Annotated in this window: 14 protein-coding genes; all 14 read right to left on the minus strand. The window is 39.4% G+C overall.

The features are described 5' to 3' along the window. Positions 1 to 7 precede the first annotated feature (7 nt). The gene (locus ABD930_RS13865; RefSeq protein WP_345232331.1) at positions 8 to 2,929 is read right to left on the minus strand and encodes a SusC/RagA family TonB-linked outer membrane protein; all 2,922 of its coding nucleotides are present in this window, start codon (positions 2,927 to 2,929) and stop codon (positions 8 to 10) included. Between the two features lie 261 nt (positions 2,930 to 3,190). Next, positions 3,191 to 4,810 carry a DUF6377 domain-containing protein gene (locus tag ABD930_RS13870; protein WP_345232332.1) on the minus strand — a complete coding sequence of 540 codons (1,620 nt, stop codon included), beginning with the start codon at positions 4,808 to 4,810 and terminating at the stop codon, positions 3,191 to 3,193. A gap of 99 nt (positions 4,811 to 4,909) precedes the next feature. Beyond that, the gene (locus ABD930_RS13875) at positions 4,910 to 5,443 is read right to left on the minus strand and encodes a CopD family protein (RefSeq protein WP_345232333.1); all 534 of its coding nucleotides are present in this window, start codon (positions 5,441 to 5,443) and stop codon (positions 4,910 to 4,912) included. Between the two features lie 83 nt (positions 5,444 to 5,526). Next, entirely contained in the window at positions 5,527 to 6,552 is a 1,026-nt protein-coding gene (gene hemE / locus ABD930_RS13880) for a uroporphyrinogen decarboxylase (RefSeq protein ID WP_425571133.1), read from the minus strand. Between the two features lie 17 nt (positions 6,553 to 6,569). Further along, on the minus strand, positions 6,570 to 7,082 hold the full coding sequence (locus ABD930_RS13885) for a hypothetical protein (RefSeq protein WP_345232334.1): 513 nt from the start codon (positions 7,080 to 7,082) through the stop codon (positions 6,570 to 6,572). 3 nt (positions 7,083 to 7,085) lie between these two features. Further along, entirely contained in the window at positions 7,086 to 7,796 is a 711-nt protein-coding gene (locus ABD930_RS13890; RefSeq protein WP_345232335.1) for a response regulator transcription factor, read from the minus strand. Positions 7,797 to 7,950: 154 nt separating this feature from the next. Beyond that, positions 7,951 to 8,817 (minus strand): sensor histidine kinase, encoded by an 867-nt coding sequence (locus ABD930_RS13895; RefSeq protein WP_345232336.1) that lies wholly within the window; start codon positions 8,815 to 8,817, stop codon positions 7,951 to 7,953. Positions 8,818 to 9,003: 186 nt separating this feature from the next. Continuing rightward, positions 9,004 to 10,368 (minus strand): glutamate-1-semialdehyde 2,1-aminomutase, encoded by a 1,365-nt coding sequence (hemL, locus tag ABD930_RS13900; protein ID WP_345232337.1) that lies wholly within the window; start codon positions 10,366 to 10,368, stop codon positions 9,004 to 9,006. Between the two features lie 129 nt (positions 10,369 to 10,497). Continuing rightward, positions 10,498 to 11,466 (minus strand): porphobilinogen synthase, encoded by a 969-nt coding sequence (hemB, locus tag ABD930_RS13905; RefSeq protein WP_345232338.1) that lies wholly within the window; start codon positions 11,464 to 11,466, stop codon positions 10,498 to 10,500. A 250-nt stretch (positions 11,467 to 11,716) separates the two neighbouring features. Continuing rightward, complete coding sequence (gene hemC, locus ABD930_RS13910; RefSeq protein ID WP_345232339.1) at positions 11,717 to 13,360, minus strand: hydroxymethylbilane synthase; 1,644 nt, start codon at positions 13,358 to 13,360, stop codon at positions 11,717 to 11,719. Positions 13,361 to 13,548: 188 nt separating this feature from the next. Further along, positions 13,549 to 14,793 carry a glutamyl-tRNA reductase gene (hemA, locus tag ABD930_RS13915; protein ID WP_345232340.1) on the minus strand — a complete coding sequence of 415 codons (1,245 nt, stop codon included), beginning with the start codon at positions 14,791 to 14,793 and terminating at the stop codon, positions 13,549 to 13,551. A 171-nt stretch (positions 14,794 to 14,964) separates the two neighbouring features. Further along, positions 14,965 to 15,582 (minus strand): OmpH/Skp family outer membrane protein, encoded by a 618-nt coding sequence (locus ABD930_RS13920; protein ID WP_345232341.1) that lies wholly within the window; start codon positions 15,580 to 15,582, stop codon positions 14,965 to 14,967. 145 nt (positions 15,583 to 15,727) lie between these two features. Then, complete coding sequence (locus ABD930_RS13925; RefSeq protein ID WP_345232342.1) at positions 15,728 to 16,267, minus strand: OmpH/Skp family outer membrane protein; 540 nt, start codon at positions 16,265 to 16,267, stop codon at positions 15,728 to 15,730. 189 nt (positions 16,268 to 16,456) lie between these two features. After that, positions 16,457 to 19,027, minus strand: coding sequence for an outer membrane protein assembly factor BamA (gene bamA, locus ABD930_RS13930; protein ID WP_345232343.1), 2,571 nt, complete (start codon positions 19,025 to 19,027; stop codon positions 16,457 to 16,459). Positions 19,028 to 19,100 lie beyond the last annotated feature (73 nt).

Below are 19,100 nucleotides of genomic sequence, written 5' to 3' on the forward strand. Positions count from 1 at the left end.
TTCATTTTTAAAATTCAACATTAATACCTACAACAAACGATCGACTTTGGGGGTAAGTGCCCCAATCGATTCCCTGTATAGCACCGTTATTACCCCATTGGTTCACTTCTGGATCCATACCGGTATAGTTGGTCCACGTGAGTAAATTATTGGCCGAAATATAAGGCTGTACCTTACCGATACCTAAACGAGTCAGCGTTGCGGATTGAATATTATACGATAAGAAAATATTTTTTACCCGTAAATAGCTTCCATCTTCCACAAAATAAGACGAATTTTTGATATCAAAATTTGCTTTGGGTACGTCTGTTATCTGCCCTGGAATACGCCATCGGTCGAGTACACGTGTTGATTGATTCTTTCCGTCATACATTCCTTCTGTCTCAATACGGGAAGCATTAAAAATATCGTTACCGTAAGAGCCCTGTAAAAATATACTTAGGTTAAAGTTTTTATAAGAAAAATGGTTCGTTAGACCGAAGACAAAATCCGGGTTAGGATCGCCAATATAGGTCCGATCTGTTGAGGAAATACGTCCATCCTGATTCAAATCCCGGTATAGCAATTCACCCGTTTCTGGGTCAACACCATCACTGATATAACCAAAGAAACCTCCTAAAGCTCGTCCTGGCTCATTTCGTACCACATAGTCGTGTGTTACATCACTGGTAGTAGCATCGTTATAAATCTGTGCAAGCGCCAAGCTTTCTAAATTGTTCTGGTTGAAGGATATATTAAAATCGGTATTCCATATGAAGGCCCCATCAATGTTTTTGCTGCCAACAGTCAACTCTATCCCTTTATTGGTCATAACACCCTCATTCCGTATGATATTTCTTGAAATGGCTGGTCCTGAGCCGACCGTAACGTTCATCAACATATCCGTTGTGCGCTTATAATAATAATCCAGTGCTACGGTTAACCTGTTATTCAAAGCGGTCAGGTCTATCCCGACATTGCTTTGGGTAGTGGTTTCCCAGGTTAGGTCACGTGTCCGTAAATTGGTTGGTGTTACTACTGGAACTGCATTTTCCTGCCCTTCTTTAAACCACTCCACGCGACTGAGCGAATACCGTTGCAGGTAAGCATAATCGCTGATACCCGATTGGTTACCCGTTTGTCCCCAACCGCCACGGATTTTCAAATCGTCTAACCAATCAGCACCATCCATAAAGGATTCGGAAGAAAGGCGCCATGCGGCGGAAACCGACGGAAAATATCCCCACCGACTATCTGGATGCAATTTAGACGATCCATCAGCCCGAAGATTGGCAGTGATCAAGTATTTACTATCAAAGTTGTAGGCAACCCGGCCAAAGTACGACATGATCCCCCATTCAGATCCTCCGGAACCCGTGTTATCCCAAGCAATTTTATTCGCTGCATTCAATGTTTCGATCAAATCATTCCGATAATGCGATCCGTTAATCCAGTTGTTGGTGTAGTTCGACTTGGTCCATGACGTACCGGTCATGGCTTCGACATTGTGCTTATCAAAGGCTTTGGTATAGGTGGCAACATTGTCAAACGTCAGTACAGTATTCATGTTGCGTGAATCAGATCCTTCTCCGTATTGGTTTCTTCCCCAAGCGGTCGAAATCGGATCCAAAAACGTAGTATTAACCGCATTTCTCCGATCGATAGCAAAAGACGATTTGAAGGTCAGTTCGGGTAAAATAGTGATTAAGGCATTTCCTGAAGCGATTAATCTGTTTTCACGGTTCTTGTTGTTCTTGCTACGGGCCATATTTTCGAGCGGACTGGTAATATTGCCTATGCCATAAAAGTTATTATAATATTGATTGGGATGTTCCGGATCCCAAATCGGTGCATAGGTTGGTGTATTAATTACCGAAAGTACTACTCCACCCCTATTGGCACCTAAACCTGTCGTTACACCGTTATTGGAATAATCTGAATAGGCAATATTGGCTGTTACGTTTAACCACTTGCGGATCTGGTCACTAATGTTTGCCCGAAAATTATACCGTTTGTAAAAGGCAGTAGCAAGGGTTCCTTTTTCATTAGTATATCCACCGGAGAGAAAGTACTTGATTTTTTCGGTACCATCCGATACAGACGCTTGGTAACTTTGGATATTCCCTTTAGTGTACGCTTCATCAAACCAATTGGTTTGATCGGTTAACCCATCTGGCAGATTAATTAAGCCGATCTCGTCTTGTAGTTCCTTGTACTGTGCAGTATTAAGGGGTTTGATATTATTGATCACATCGGTTTGTGTCACTTGGGTATTTAGGGATATTTTGGCGTTACCGGTCGAACCCGCTTTCGTTGTAATCAGCACCACGCCATTGGCCGCACGTGATCCATAAATAGCTGCTGAAGAAGCATCCTTCAATACCTGTATATCGGCAATATCATTGGGTGAAAGGAAGTTCACATTATCAACCGGCACATTATCTACCACATACAACGGATCGTTGCTACCATTAAAAGAAGTTGTACCACGGATACGAATAGACGTTTCACCACCAGGAGCACCATTGGGTTGAACAACGGCCACGCCCGCTGCTTTCCCCTGCAGTGCCTGTCCTGTCGATACAATAGGACGTTTATCTAAATCGGCCGTAGAAACACTGGAGATAGCCGTTGTTACATCCTTTCGTTTTACCGAGCCATAACCGATTACAACTACATCTTCCAATAAATTGACGGAGGGTTCTAATTGTATTTGTAATGGATTGGTAACGGCCTTTACTTCGGTTTGATTAAAACCGATATACGTAATTTGTAGGGTAGCATCTCTCTGTACATTCGTTAACGTAAAACGACCGTTTTCGTCAGTTTTCGTCCCCTGGGTCGTGCCTTTAATGATAACCGATACGCCAGGCAAAGATTCGCCTGAACTGGCATTGGTCACCACACCCGACACCGATATATGCTCTTGCGCATATACAGCTGTTGTCATTATGCCTAGCAATAAACAAAAAATAGGCAAAATGCGTTTGGTTAAGTTAAAAAGATTCATACACTTGTTAGATAGGTTATAATGAAATAGGATTTAATTATTAGCCGAAGTAAAATTAGGTCTATATTGATGAAGACGGTGCACCCCAATTGGCTCCAACAAGAAGAAAGTAATCGCAAAAGATAAGTATAGCCTTAAAAATCAACTATTTAATAAAAATTAAATAGCCAAAAAAGTACCTAAAAAGTAAAGAAAGAAGGGTTAGGGTTTTCTAAAAGTACCGATTGCTTTCACTTGCTCCTCAAATTCATCGCGTGAAACGCGGGCCTTATTCCGCACTTTAGTTCGATAGTTATATACTGTTCGCAGCGAATAGCGCAGAAAACTGGCAATTTTTATGCTGTCTGTGATACCTAGGCGTACCAAGGCAAAAATACGGAGTTCGGTACTGAGCAATTCATGGTGTTTTGGGAGGATCTGCTCATCCTGTAATAATAAACTGTTAAATTCCTTTACAAAAGTGGGATACAAATTAAGAAAAATAGAATCAAAGCTTTCGTAGAGCTTCTCCAGTTCTTTTTCGACCAGATCGGTCGATTTCAAGTCCTTCATTAACGATTCGAGCTGATTGCTCATAGCCTTTTTATGCAGTGATTTACGATACGATTCCAATTTTTCAATGTAGGCAGAGCATATATCAAAAAAATGGGCAATGTATTCCTCTTTAATATGATTAGACTCAAAAAGTTGATCATTAGCCTGTTGCAAATCAGTATTCAATTTGCTTAATTGTTGATTCGTTTGGTAAAGTGCTTTTCTTGTTTTACCAAGTCGTTTCATTTGCTGGTAGATATACATAATACCGGCAATAAGCACTAGAGATAACACACTGATCAGCAAGAGATAAGAACGTAATGCACGCTTTTGTTGGCGCTCTTTTTCCTGAAACGAAGCATTGATAATGGGATAGAATGAAGAGCTTTCAACCGTTCGATATCGCACGTTACAAAAGATGGCATCGTTGATAGCCGCCTGAATAAATTGGTATGCCAGATCGACATTATCCATATCATAATAGGTAAGGGCCAAACTCTGCATAGAAGCATTATCCTTAATCGCATTCACCACGTCTGCAATGGCAGAAATAGCGAAAAATTTCTGCTGTTGCTCCACATCATTTTTATTCTTATAGATAACTCCAAGCAAATAAGCAATCAGTGCTCGCTCCGGATCTTTATCGCTTGTTTGGTCCAATAACAGCAAGAGGGACTCTTCTGCCTGTTTGGTTTGTGATTGATACAACATTCGTGTAGCATCGGTAATCCGATACTTGAGCGATAAAGGATCGAGTACAGAAAGTAAGGAATCTCTATATAATTCACTTTTCCGATAATAGACAACATTGTTATTACTTTGTCCGTAATGACTACAAAATCCCAAATAGGCTTCATAATAATCGGGCAATAATTGTTTAGCTAATGAGGCGCGATCAATATGATCCAATAATTCCTTTGATTCAATGTATAAGCCTTCTGTAGAATACAGCCACGCTAATTGTACAGCTGCTTGGTTATTGAGTTGCTGGTCATTCAGTGCGGTTGCAATAGCTATACTTTGTTGTGTATAAAATACAGCCGAATCTGCCTTATATTTCTTATACGCTTCAGAAAGTCTGAGATGAATAGCATATTGTTGCCGAGGCGTTTGCCTGTTTGCAACCAGCAATTGCTTTAAGGCTACTATTTGCTCACTTTTTCGCGCATCATAATATGTTCGGTTCTCCATAACCATGCGCAATCGCCTCGAGATAGAATCTCTTTCTTGCGCATATGCACTAATATTTATAGTGACTAGGGTTATAATGGCTAACGGAAAATTCATAAGAGTACCAAGATAGGAAATATAATCCATTGAGCTAATAAAGGCTTAAGAGCCTGAAAAAAGCTTTACAAAAGTGGTTTATTTAGATAAATATAATGGTTAACTTTTTTCTCTAAATTTTTTATACACTTTAACTGCAATCATCAGCATGATGGCAAACAAAAGTAAGCCCAATACGGCGTAAATCCAGTTGATAGCACTTTTTAGAACAACCGTAAAGACAATGGCAAAAAGAAGCACTGTAGCCAATTCATTCCAAAGCCTAAGCTTGATAGATGTCCAGCTACTTTTCTCAGCCGCCAAGCGATACATTATCCGTTGGCAAATGAAATGGTAAACAATCAAGCCTAATACGAATACCAGCTTTACATGTAGCCAAGGCTGAGCCCACCATGCAGGATTTAGATGCATCATTACAGCAGCGGCCAATACGGTTAAATACATCGAAGGTGTGGTAATCACCCACCATAACTTCCGTTCCATCTCCATAAATTGCTTATGAAGAATGGCATATTCACCTGCCGACCTATGCTTCGCTTCGGTATGGTAAATGAACAACCTGACCATATAAAATAGTCCCGCCATCCAACAGACAACAAAAATAATATGAATTGCTTTTGCGTATAAATACATTGAAGTTGTGCGTTGTGAGTTGCCCGTTACGCGTTATGATCATGACTTCTTCTCGCAACACATAACTCGTAACTCGTAACTGATTAGTACCTAAACTCTTTAATTACGTCAACAGCAAATTTAACATTATCAAAAGGAATGTCAGGCATAATACCGTGTCCTAAATTAAATATGAAACCCTCCTCATCGCGCATGCGTTCCAGCAGTTGTATTATTTTTTTCTTAATAACTGCCTGATCGGCATATAAAACGAAAGGATCCAAGTTTCCTTGCACGGCAATACCTTTAGGTAGCGTTTGCTTAATGCGTCGCAAATCTGCATTCCAGTCGACCGAAATTACATCCGGTCTAGCTTCAGCCATTAAGGGTGCAAAGACTGAACTTCCTTTACAGAAAGAAATGATCGGAATACCTGTTCGCTTAAGTTCAGCAATGATTTTAACATTATACTGATGAGCAAATTCTTGATAATCATCCCAAGATAAAGCCAACGCCCAACTATCGAATAATTGCAAAGCATTAACCCCAGCGGCTATTTGCATATTCAGATAGGTAATGGTCACCGTTGCTATTTTATCCAGTAATTTATGGGCTAATGCTGGGTGGTTGTTTAAAAAAAGTTTTGTAAGCTTAAAATCTTTGGAAGAGCCTCCTTCCACTAAATAGCTAAGCACTGTAAATGGAGCACCAGCAAATCCAATAAGCGGAATAGCACCATTCAGTCGTTGTTGAACAACCCGTATAGCATCGGCCACGTAACGCAATTTCTCCTCAACCGCTATACTCAATGCATCAATGTCCTTTTCATTCCGTATAGGATTAGCGAATCGCGGTCCCACACCTTGTGTAAAGCTTAATTCCCCTCCCATTGCTTCGGCGGTCACTAAAATATCCGAAAACAAAATAGCCGCATCAATACCCAGCAAGTCTACTGGTAAGAGTGTTACATCAGCAGCAATTTCTGGAGTTTTACACATTTCCAAAAAGGAATATTTATTCTTGATATCCCAATATTCTTTCATAAAACGGCCGGCTTGACGCATCATCCATACGGGTGGACGTTCTGTTTGCTGTGAAAAAGCGGCGCGAATAAATAAATCGTTTTGTATCGTTGTTGTGATCACTTTTATTTTGGTATTTCGTTCTCTATTCTATTCACGATCTGCGCTATTCTGCTACTCATATCCAATTCTTTTACTTTTGCCAGATAAGCCTTCACGCGTTCATAGTCCTTTTTTCTTAAGTTAAGATTCGCCAAGTTGACAAAAATCAAGGCTTTATCGCTTCTCCGCCGAAAGGGTAGACGACTTGCTATCTGAAAATGCCGTTCGGCATTTTCATAATCTAATAATTGCAAATCTAAACTACCACTAATGAATTCGTAATAGTTTCTTCGTTTCTTCCTTAAATATTCTGGATGTTTAATATCGGCAAGCAAGGTACGAGCCAAATCATACTGCTTTTTTTTGAAAGCTTCCGAGGCCAACAATACCGTCCCATCACGATAATAGCTCCAAATCGTATATCCTATTAAACAAGCTATCAAAGCCGTTAATTGATAGGTTTTAGCGTATACCGTGAAAGCCAATAATAATAAAGCAATCCCTATTACACCAAACCGGGCTTTGGAAGTCATCATAGGCTAATGCGCTTTGTTATCGGTAAATTTATAACCGACTCCACGGATGGAATGAAAATAAATTGGATTTTTTTGATCAGGCTCAAAATATTTTCTAAACGTCAAAATAAAATTATCGATTGTACGAGTAGAGGGATAAACATCATAGTTCCAAACCGTTTCTAAAATCTGCTCGCGTGATACTGCTTCATTTCTACGTTCAATCAGTAACTTCAGCAACATGGTTTCTTTCTTCGTTAGCGCTGTTATGGTACCATCTGCGTGGTGTAACTCAAAAGAATTGAAGTAAATGGTTTTATCGCCAATCTGATAAGAATTTAATTCTTTTAGATCATCTCCCTTCATTCCCCGCCTAACGAGATTACCTACCCGTAAAATCAATTCTTCCAAATTGAAAGGCTTAACCAAATAATCGTCAGCTCCTTTTTTTAATCCGGTAATACGGTCTTCACTGGTATTTTTAGCGGTAAGAAACATAATGGGCACCTCTGTATTTTCCAAACGTATCGTTTCAGCCACTTGGAAACCGTCTATTTCCGGAATCATAACATCTAAAATAATAAGATTGAATCGTTCTTCTTTGAACTTCTTAAGCGCTTTTTTACCATCCGTGGCAGTTGTCACTTTGTACCCTTCCAACTCAAGGTTTAACTTAATGGCTTCGAGCAAATGCTCTTCATCTTCTACCAAAAGTATGCGTTGTTTTGCTTGCATATTCATTAAATGTTTTTAATACATGACGAAAAACGTAGATTATTCATTACTGTCTTACTTCTAAGGGAATTCATGAACTCACTATCTTCAGTTGTTTCGTTGTTACGCTCCGTAATGACACGTTTTTAGGTAACTTTTAATTTTTGTCATGTACTTAGTTAAATGTTACATCAAAAATACTCCCTGTAGGAGTGTTATTTAATACTTTAATTTGCGCGTTATGTTTATCCAATACTGATTTTACGATATATAATCCTAACCCCGTCCCCTTCGTTTTCCGGGTATCTTCACTTCCCACACGATAAAATTTATTAAAAATACGCTTTTTTTCTTCATCCTGAATACCTATTCCTAAATCAGCCACAGAAAGACGGATCTGCCCTGCTTCATTTTTGTACAATTTAACATGCACATGAGCACAGGGTGGAGAATATTTAATCGCATTTTCAATGAGGTTAGTTACCACGGATGTGATGGCAAACTTATCGCCAACATACGAAATATCCGGCTGGATATCTGCTTTAATGATTTGTGAGGTACAGGAATGCACTTGTAAGCGATCCGCTATACGACTGGTTAATTCGGAAAAATCAAATACTTCTTTCGGTATACTTTTCCCGATCCTTTCCAATTTGGTTGCAAGTAGTACGTTCTCAACCAAATCATCAAGTCGCTCAATGTCCTTTAAGGAATTGGCTAGGAATTGCTCTCGCTGCTCTTTATTTAAATCGCGTTTTAAAATCGTTTGGATATACAATTTAATAGAGGCTAATGGAGATTTTAACTCATGAGTTACGGATAACAGAAAATTATGTTGCTGTCTATGGGCTTTGTGCTCGTGTTCAAAGGCTCGCTTTAATTTAAGTGCACCGATCAGGAAAACGGTCATAAAAATCATTCCTTCACCGATGACCATGCCTTGCCGCATAGGTTCAATACGCATCAACAATATACCCCACCAAATAATCTGTGCCAATGCATAAAACATCAAAAAATAAAATAAGAATAAGGGCTTACGCATGTTTTTTAAGTATTTAGTACAAAAGTACTTAGTATATAAGTTATATGTTTTACGTTAACCGTTTTATGCTATACATGATACGTTTTATGTTCTACCGTTATTATACTTCTCCCCTACACAGTCCGGTCTCCGTTTATCGAAAAGCTACGTTAGCTTCCCGATATTGATGTTTTGATTTAAAAACGATTAACTAAAAACCACATCTAAGCTCTCAAAGATAGCTCTTTTTGCTTTCTCAAGTTCTATCTTGGTATGTGCAGCAGAGACAAAGCCGACCTCATATCCAGAAGGACCAAGATATACACCGCGATTTAGTAATTCCCGATGCAATATTTTGTATTTTTCTATGCTTTTAGGATCAATAGCGCAAGCAGTCTGTATTTGCTCTTGATCCGTAAATGCGATCCAAAAAATAGAAGCCACATGAAATAGGGTTACCTTATAATTCTTCGCTGACACATAACGTTGAATCGCTGTAACAAACTCTTCTGTTTTTTTGTTGAGGTCTTTATAAAACCCAGCTTTACTAAGCTCCGTTAATTGTGCAATCCCAGCGGCCATGGCCACCGGATTTCCGGAAAGCGTTCCGGCCTGATAAACTCCTCCATCTGGCGATATATAGCTCATGAGCTCGGCGGAAGCTCCGTAAGCTCCCACAGGCATACCCCCACCGATTATTTTACCATACGTTAAAATATCGGGCTGAATACCATAATAGGCAGCAGCACCTTCAAAACCTAAACGAAAACCCGTAATAACTTCATCAAAAATCAATAAACTTCCATGAGTCTGTGTTATTTCACGTAAAAATTGGATATATTCCTTACTTTGCAACAACAGCCCATTATTTGCCGGGACCCCTTCTATAATGACGGCTGCAATTTCACCTTTAAAATCTTCAAAAGCTTTGCTTAAAGCTTCTTTATCATTAAGGCCGACTACAATCGTTTCATTTGCAAAAGCTTTAGGTACACCTAAAGACGACGTTTCACCAAAAGTAACCAAGCCCGAACCGGCCTTTACCAATAATGCGTCTGAATGCCCATGATAACAGCCTTCAAATTTGATAATCTTATCCCGTTTCGTATAACCTCTAGCTAACCGTATAGCAGACATAACAGCCTCGGTACCAGAACTTACAAATCGTAACCGCTCGATATATTTATTATGTTTTAGAATTAATTCGGCAAGTTCATTTTCTAAAGCCGTTGGCGCGCCAAAACTTAACCCTTTTTCCAGAGCTATGGTAACCGCTTCTTTTATCTTCGAATGATTATGCCCTAAAATAAGCGGCCCCCAAGAACAACAAAAATCAATAAACTGGTTTCCATCCACATCCCACAAAAAACATCCGTCACCTTTTTCGATAAATAAAGGAGTGCCATAAACCGATTTAAATGCTCTAACAGGAGAATTTACTCCACCGGGAAAGTACTTTTTCGCTTTTTCAAATAGAACCGAAGACTTTTCACGCGATATATCCGGCTTGGCTCCTGCGGGTCGCCTATCCTCTTCTGTATTAGCAAATATTTTTTTTATAGAATCTAACATTATATTCGTTATTCGTTGCTTGTTATTTGTTGTTGGTTATCGGTATCAAGTAGCAAGACCAAAAGCTTTATGTTTTTTTACTTTTTACCTTTTACTTTTTAATTTGGTTGAAGACTTATAGCTAATTGCCTATAGCCACTTCTGCTCTACCATATCTCGAATATGGTAGGTAGTAATTACCTGAGCACCTGCCCGAGCAAAAGCATACATGGTTTCCATAACAATTTTCTGTTCATCTATCCAGCCTTTTTCCGCTGCGGCTTTGATCATCGCAAACTCACCGGATACGTTATAGCAGGCAAGCGGTAAATTGGATTCTTCTTTAATTCTGTTGATAATATCCAGATAAGCCAAAGCAGGTTTGATCATTAAAATATCTGCTCCTTCATTTTCATCCAAAAATGCCTCCCTCAAGGCTTCTCTTGGATTTCTAAAATCCATTTGATAGGCTTTCCGGTCGCCTTTACCTGGCGCACAATCTGCGGCTTCGCGAAAAGGTCCGTAATAAGAAGATGCGAATTTTGTGGCATGCGACATGATGGTCACATTTACATAACCGGCCTCATCTAAACCATCCCGTATGGCCCTTATACGGCCATCCATCATATCAGATGGAGCCAACATATCAGCACCTGCTTCAGCATGGGCTAATGACATCTTTACAATCACGTCAACTGTTGCATCATTCTGCACATAATCGTGTTCCAAAATCCCACAATGGCCATGTGTGGTATATGAGCACACACAAACATCGGTAACGATGTAAAGGTCATCACCAAAAGCCTGACGCAATGCTTTAATCGCTTTAGGAATTAAACCATTTTTATCATAAGCAGTATGGGCGTCCAAGCTTTTCTCCTCTCCAACGCCAAAGAGCATAATTTTATTGACACCGAACGTCAATCCAATGCCAACATCTTCCAAAAGCTTGTCGATAGAAAAATGATGTATTCCCGGCAAGGAAGCAATCGCATGTTTAACATTCGTTCCCGGAACAACAAAATAAGGATAAATAAACATATCCCTTGAGAGCTGTGTTTCCGCTACCATCTCCCTAACGATCGGATTCTTCCGCAATCTTCTTTGTCGATAAATCATTCGCTGTTATTTTAATACTCAATGGGTGTATCTTTCCATCACCGTCATATTAGATATAGTTTCTCTACGTCATATCAAGCCTCCCTACTCCATATCGAGCATATTTGAGATCTGTTCGTTGAATAGATACCTTCCCGAGTATTCGGGATCGAGGTCGAGATGACGTGGTTGACCGGTCGAAATGACGAATTTCGGGCACCACTCTACAAAGATAAATAGGAAAAAGTGCTCCCGTACATAGATCGCTATATTATAGCAATGAGGTGACAGTTTCGGCAGACCCTCCTCTTTCTGATGTCCGCCGATTGGTATTATCGATACCAAATACAGCTTCCGCCAAACCAACTTCATCGGGAGAAAAAGGTAAACTATAGGGTAATCCCATTTCTTCGAGTTTTTTTCCGGTAGAATTGCCGATACTGATAATGTGTTGTCCCGGCTCTATTAGATTATCTTTGAAATACGCCTCAACATTGGTTGGACTAGTAAAGATTAATACCTCGGCACCCGAACGTTCGACATGGTCATCGATGCGTGTTTCATAAACGGGTAAATCGATAACCTTGGTATCAGTGGATAATCTGCTTTGAATCGTTTTAAGTGATCCTTTTGCTCTAGGAAAAAGCACGGTAGAACCTGCAGCAACCTTAGCAAAAGCGTCTCCCACTTTTTCCATTTCGATCCCTTCTGCCTCTCCGGTAAATGCCGGAACGATGCCATGACTTCGTAGCGCCTCTTCTGAACCTCTTCCAACTACCGCATACTGCACATGTTTACTCAAACGAGGCTGTAATCGAAAGAAATTTTCGATACCATTTTTACTACTGAAGAAAACCCAACGTACATACTTTAAAATATAGGGATCTAAGGTATTAATAATAGGAAATATCTTGATGAGTGATCTCGCTTCTACGGCAATATGGTGTTGTGCCAAAGAGCGCTTGAGGTAACTACTTTCAGAAAGTTCTCTTGTTATAAAAACCGAACTTGGCAATTTACGGTCGATACTAAACTTGGCCAAAATCTTTTCGGCTAAGCCTTCCGTACGGTCTGATTTTAAATATAAACGGGAAGGAAATCCTTCTCCATTTTTCGCTTTTGCTGTCCAAACTTCGTAACCGAATTCCGACTTTCGGCAATAACATCCAAGCGGCATATGGCAACCTCCTTCAAACAGATTTAACACATTGCGTTCAACGCGGATAGTCTCTGCAACATCAGGCTGATGAATCTGTTGCAAAAGTGTATCAAGTTCTTCATCGTTTTCGCGAATTTGTATAGCTAAAACGCCCTGCGCGGGTGCTGGGATAATTTCGTTAGGCGGAATAACTTCTACATGAAATGCGCTAAGATCTAATTGCAGGCGCTCTACTCCTGCCTTTGCCAACATAATAGCATCGTACTGTTCATCACGCAATTTTTGTAAGCGTGTATTCACATTTCCCCGTAAGTCTTCTATTTCCAAATCTGGCCTGAAAGACAATAATTGCGCCTTCCTTCTATTAGAAGAGGTTCCTACTATAGCATTATGCTTTAATGATAGACGCTTTTTAAGGTCAACGCAATCCTTTAAAACGATCAATAGCTCTGAAGGGTCTTCTCTTTCAGATACAGCAGCTATTTTTAGTCCGGGAGGGTTAACGGTCGGTAAATCCTTATGTGAATGAACGGCTAAATCGATCTTACCCGACAAAAGCTCTTCTTCTAATTCTTTAGTAAAGAAACCTTTACCTTCCAATTTATCTAGCCTAAGATGCTGAATATGGTCGCCTTGCGTTTTGATAATCTTAAGTTCGGCGCTAATACCGTGCTCAGCCAAACGGTCTTTAACATAATTAGCCTGCCATAAGGCCAAATCACTACCTCGGGTTCCTATAATACACGTCTTATTCACCTTTTGTTTGCGTTTTAGCTATAATAGAAAAAGATGGTATATAGTAAACCATCTTTAAATGCTATAAAAATAAAAAAATTAATTGATACGTAAGAGCCTGTTTAAAATTCATACGAACAAATCCTTAAAAAGTTTCTGAGCAAAACATTAAGGCTCTGAAGCGATGTTATGAAATGTGTAGTGTTATGTTAATTCTCTGCAGCATTTTTGCTATTGGTGATCAAAATTTCTTTAGCCAGAATCATCGGCCCACTAATATATTTTTTCTCCATATAATCAATCACCTTTTCTAAAACTTCTCTTGATCCAGGATCCAAGTTGCGCAATTCATTGGCAAAAACGGTATTCAACGCAAAGGATTTTATTTCTTTTACCTTTTCCGGTACTTGGCTCATGGCCAATTCCACCTTCCGTTGCTTTAAAATAGGTAGGAACTCCGCCACATTGGCTTCGATAATCTTTTCAGCATGAATAAGTTCATTATAACGCTCTTGTAAGTTCTTATTGGCTATCGCTTGCAAGCCACTTACCTCGATATAATGCACAGGGTACTCTTCAATAACCGATGGAGCGACATCATTCGGAATCGCTAAATCGACAACAATCTTCTTTGCTGTTTCGCCATTAAGCAAACACTGGTAAATAGCTGGTGTAATGATGGGTTCCGTAGATCCGGTGCACGTAATTAAAATGTCAAAGCCTCCCTTATAATTACGTAATTCATAGAGCGGATAAGCTGTACCCTTAAGGTCCTTAGCTAGTCGTTTTGCCTTATCGAGCGTTCTGTTAAAAACAACGAAATTAGAAAACTTATGTTTTTGTAGGTATTTAGAAATGTTCTGATTCGTCTCCCCAGCTCCTATTAATAAAATCCGTGGATTCTCTACAAATTTTAAATCGCGTAATTTACGGTACGCCAAGGATACAACGGAGACAGGATTTCTGGATATTTTAGTATGGGTATAAACTTCTTTTGCCGTCTTTACCAAGCTGTTCATCATTAACCGCATAAAGTCTCCGGTTAAGCCACACTGTCTACAACGTTCATAAGCACGTCGCACCTGCGCTAAAATCTCTTTCTCGCCAACCACTAAACTTTCGAGCGAGCAGGACATTCGGAAAAGATGTTGCAAGGCATCTATACCTTCATAAGTGGTTACTTGGTTTAAGAATTGATCAAATTGTTCATCAGGTACGCAAAAATTTAAGCCTCTTAGAAAGGCCTTAACAAAATCTGCCGTTAACTGATGCGGGCCGTGGAAAACAAATTCTACACGGTTACAGGTGCCAATGTAAAAAAGCTCTTCAATATCAAAATTGCTTTTTACATTGATTAAACGGCTTTCAATCTCTTCATTACAAATCACTAGGTTACCTAAATCTTTTAGGTCTACATGCCTATGTGTAAATGCTATTACTTTAAGATGTTCCAAGGTTTCGTACCCTTTTTATATTATACTGTCGACAAAAGTACAGCTAAGCGTATTTTTCACTGTCAAAACTTTGTCAAACACCTATATTTAGAATGTTTATAAATTAGGCAGCTATAAACATAAAAAAAGCCGTTTCCCTTTTTAGAAACGGCTTTTTTTATGATGTCCGGATTACTTCGTTGCCGGAGGAGTTGTTGGAGTTGTACCTGGTGCCGCTGTAGGAGCATTTTGTGCTGGAGCAACAGGTTTAGCATTAGGATCGATACCTAATTTTGTTTTAACAGCAGCGCTAATATCGTCGCCACCATCAAAGTAAAGCACCGACTGCTGGGCTATATCTAAAACATAGGCGTAACCTTTCTCTTTGGCAACTGCGTGTATCGCTTGTTCTGCTTTTTCAAATACCGGTTGAAAAACTTCTTCCCTTTTGGCCGCTACTTCTTGTTCAGCTTTTTGCTGCACTTCTTGCATGCGGCCTTCCATTTGTTGAATATCTGTATTCAAGGTTTGCAATTCCTTATCTACCGCATCTTTGTTAGCTTCGCTTCTCGTTTTTTGCTTATCTAAAAACTCTTTGATTTTTTTCTGACGCTCCGTATCCATCTGTTGGATTTCAGTACGCTTAGTGCCTACAAAAGTTTCTAGCGCTTGGTTTGCTGTTTTGTACTCTGGCATGAGTAACAGGATTTCCTGCGAATTAACATGACCAATTTTTTGCTGTGCATGTACCGCACCTACCGTTAGAAATAACCCAGCAGCTACTAAAATCGACTTTAATAAATGTTTCATTCGTAATCTAATTTGTTTTAAAGGCTTGATGGCCGTATATAATTTTTGTTTAAGTTAATTAATCAACATGCTTTACACTCGCTATTAGCTCGTTAAAAAGACATCATTTTCTCTAATATGCGATGCAATGATAAGCAAGTATTCCCTATTTTGCAAGTGCTTCTCCCTTATATCCCAATTTAGCCAACACATCATTGCTCTTGTCTAATTTAGGATTTGAATATAAAAAAGTAGTACCTTCACTCTTCTTGTCCAATATCGCATCCAAGCTTTGTGCCTCTGCAACCGCTTGTATTGCCTTAGCAACACGTTCTTGAATAGGCTTTATTAATTTTAAGCGCTCTTGATACAAATCACCCTCAAACCCAAAAATCTTTTTTTGGAAATCTTTGGTTTCCTTTTCCTTCTGCACAATTTCATCCTCTCTCTTTTTACGCATCTCATCACTCAACATGACCTGATCTTGTTGATAGGCTTTATACATCCGCTCAATACTACTATACCGTGTATCAACTTCTTTTTGCCATTTTTCCGATAAGGCATCCAACTGCTTTTGCGCAGCAAGGTACTCTGGAACATGCTTTAAAATATATTCACTATCCACATAAGCAAAGCGTTGTGCAAATGCCGATATGCTAACAGCCACTATAAACGTTAACGTTAATACTATCTTTTTAGTGTTCATATCTTTTTCTTCCTTTGTTTACCAAAAAGACTGTTTTCCGTTATAAAGGTTTAACCAGTCTCTTCGAGCCCCGTATTAAACTTCCAAAATTCCTGCCAAACCAATACCATTTATATTCATTGGTATTAAATTTAACATTTTTTAGCACCACTATCCCTACTTTAGCAAATAGACCCATAGCAATATTCCCTAATTAAACCCACCCATTTGCTGCATGATGCTAAAGGTAAATGGCTGACGCCATTGACTTCTATCCACACCTGGAATAGGATCGAATGCATGTCCATAATCGATACCCAACAAGCCGAAAATTGGTAGGAAAATCCGTGCACCAATACCTACTGAGCGACGTACTTGGAACGGATTAAAATCTTTAAAGGCATCCCATGTATTACCTGCATCAGCAAAACCCAGCAAGAAAACCTTGGCTTGCTCGTTCATCATCACCGGATAGCGAAGTTCCATTTGATACCGCGTATAAATAGGACTACCAGAATTTCGTGCTACTGTTATATCATAATCACTTGTTCGAGTTTCAGGTACCACATAACCATTTGCATAACCACGCATAGCTACAATTTCTGATCCCTGCAAGAAATCAAAGCCCATCATACCATCACCACCCAACTTAAAGCGTTCGAAAGCAGAAGTACCGGTTACTTTACTATATGATCCGATAAAACCAAATTGCGCCTGTGCCTTGAACACCAATTTACCAATCACGGTTTGGAACCACTGGGAATCAAATTTCCATTTATGGTATTCCACCCAACGATAACGAATATTATCCGGTGCAGTAGGATAGTTAATATTATTAAATAGTGAATAAGGTGGCGTTGCCTGAATGGTAAAACGTAAGTTTGACCCCGATGTCGGGAAAATAGGATCACTTAATGAATTACGACTAATTTCCTGCGTTAAGTTAATATTGTATGATGTACCATTTTTGAATAGGAAATAAGCATCGTAATTCCGCAACTTATATTGCTGTAAGTTCAATGAGTAATTAACTTGGAAGTAATAATCTGGCCACTTCAAACGTTTACCCAAACTTACGGTAACCCCATTCATCCGAATACGTGGAGTACTTTCGGTAATATATTCCCTTCCGGTATAGTAATCATAGCCACCATAGGCAGACATGGAAGTAAAGGCACTTACACCGAAATAAATCGGCTTTTTACCCCCCAGCCAAGGCTCAGAGAACGAAAAGCTATACGATTGATACGATTTACCACTGGTTTGCCCTCTTAAGCTTAATTTTTGTCCATCACCTCTTGGTAGCGGTTTCCAAGCCCCTTTCTTAAATAAGTTATGGGTAGAGAAATTATTAAACGTTAATCCTAAAGTACCAATGATACGCCCTGCACCAAAACCACCAGAAAGCTCTACTTGGTCTGAAGGTTTTTCTGCCACGGTATATTCGATATCTACGGTACCATCTGCCGGATTGGGTTTGGGTACCGGATTCGTTTTCGTTTCGTCGAAATTTCCTAAAGTCGCTATTTCCCGTATATCACGCATGATGTTTGTCTTAGAAAATTTCTGACCAGGTTTCGTTTGCAACTGACGGCGCACCACGCGATCGTTGGTTACATCATTACCCTTTAAAATAATCCGGTTAACATCATATTGCGGTCCTTCATACATCCGCATTTCCAAATCAATGGTATCACCATAAATTTTCGTCTGTACAGGATCTACCTGAAAAGTTAAATATCCATCGTCCATGTAATAAGCAGAAACATCGGCTCCGGTTTGCTTAGCCCCGCCCAATAATTTAGTATTAAGCTTCTCTTCGCTAAAGACCTCCCCTTTCTCAATACCTAGGATCTTGGTTAGCACCGAATCGGTATATTTCGCATTGCCAGACCATGTGATATCACCGAAATAATATTTAGGACCTTCATACACCTCAATATCTAGCTGCACATGTTTCCGGTCTAACTGAGTAACAGTATCGCGCACGATAGTAGCATCACGGTAACCTTTGCTACGCATCTTGGATATCAATGCTTCCTTTCCCTCATCATATTTGGTATAGTTAAACTTCCCCGGCCCCCAAAAACGCCACCACCGCATTTGCTTAACTTTCTTCAAATACTTGTGCATTTTATAGTTTGAAAATTCCTTATTCCCAGTAAAGTTAATCCGCTTCGCTTTTACTTTCTTGTTCTTGTCTACTTGAACTTTTAAGATTTGGTTATTGGCTTCTGTCGTATCTTTTACCGATGAAATCTTGATATCGGGATATAAAAAACCTTTTTCACGCAAATAGCGCTTGATCGTATTTTGGGTGGTATTGATTAAATTCTCATTAATAATCTTACCGGTATTTTCATTGAGGCGTTTACGTACCTCCTCTGTCTGACTTTTACTGAGGCCGTTCAAATCAATCCGTGTTAGCCGCGGCCTTTCCACAACATCAATATTAAAGAAGATACTATCTCCTTTAATCACATCTACGGTAAGTTCCACATTATCAAACAAACCCTGCGACCACAAGTTTTTAATAGCATTGGAGGTTGCTTCTCCCGGAACTGAAATCCTATCGCCTATACTCAGTTTCGAAATGGTTAACAAGACATCATTATCTAAAAATTTGGTGCCACTTATCGTTACTCCGCCAATAATATAATCCTTCGGGTGCAAATAACTTAGTTCGCCATCTTGTTTAGACGAGTTCCCCGCCCGCAACTGGGCAAAAGCTATTTGAGCTCCTATTAAACACAAACCTATTAAAAGAAAAAGTCGCTTCATTGAATTTATTTATCGCCGCTAAAGTAAAATAAACAGTTGTTAATTTTTGTTAAAGTATTTTTTTATAGTGAAT

This window comes from Olivibacter ginsenosidimutans (assembly GCF_039542865.1).
GTDB lineage: Bacteria > Bacteroidota > Bacteroidia > Sphingobacteriales > Sphingobacteriaceae > Olivibacter > Olivibacter ginsenosidimutans.

Bases quoted from the DNA above. Each gene is read 5' to 3' on its own strand.
- ABD930_RS13875 (WP_345232333.1), bottom strand. From the start codon at position 5,443: ATGTATTTATACGCAAAAGCAATTCATATTATTTTTGTTGTCTGTTGG.
- ABD930_RS13925 (WP_345232342.1), bottom strand. From the start codon at position 16,267: ATGAACACTAAAAAGATAGTATTAACGTTAACGTTTATAGTGGCTGTT.
- ABD930_RS13865 (WP_345232331.1), bottom strand. From the start codon at position 2,929: ATGACAACAGCTGTATATGCGCAAGAGCATATATCGGTGTCGGGTGTG.
- ABD930_RS13885 (WP_345232334.1), bottom strand. From the start codon at position 7,082: ATGATGACTTCCAAAGCCCGGTTTGGTGTAATAGGGATTGCTTTATTA.
- bamA (WP_345232343.1), bottom strand. From the start codon at position 19,027: ATGAAGCGACTTTTTCTTTTAATAGGTTTGTGTTTAATAGGAGCTCAA.
- ABD930_RS13920 (WP_345232341.1), bottom strand. From the start codon at position 15,582: ATGAAACATTTATTAAAGTCGATTTTAGTAGCTGCTGGGTTATTTCTA.
- ABD930_RS13870 (WP_345232332.1), bottom strand. From the start codon at position 4,810: ATGAATTTTCCGTTAGCCATTATAACCCTAGTCACTATAAATATTAGT.
- ABD930_RS13890 (WP_345232335.1), bottom strand. From the start codon at position 7,796: ATGCAAGCAAAACAACGCATACTTTTGGTAGAAGATGAAGAGCATTTG.
- ABD930_RS13895 (WP_345232336.1), bottom strand. From the start codon at position 8,817: ATGCGTAAGCCCTTATTCTTATTTTATTTTTTGATGTTTTATGCATTG.
- hemL (WP_345232337.1), bottom strand. From the start codon at position 10,368: ATGTTAGATTCTATAAAAAAAATATTTGCTAATACAGAAGAGGATAGG.
- hemB (WP_345232338.1), bottom strand. From the start codon at position 11,466: ATGATTTATCGACAAAGAAGATTGCGGAAGAATCCGATCGTTAGGGAG.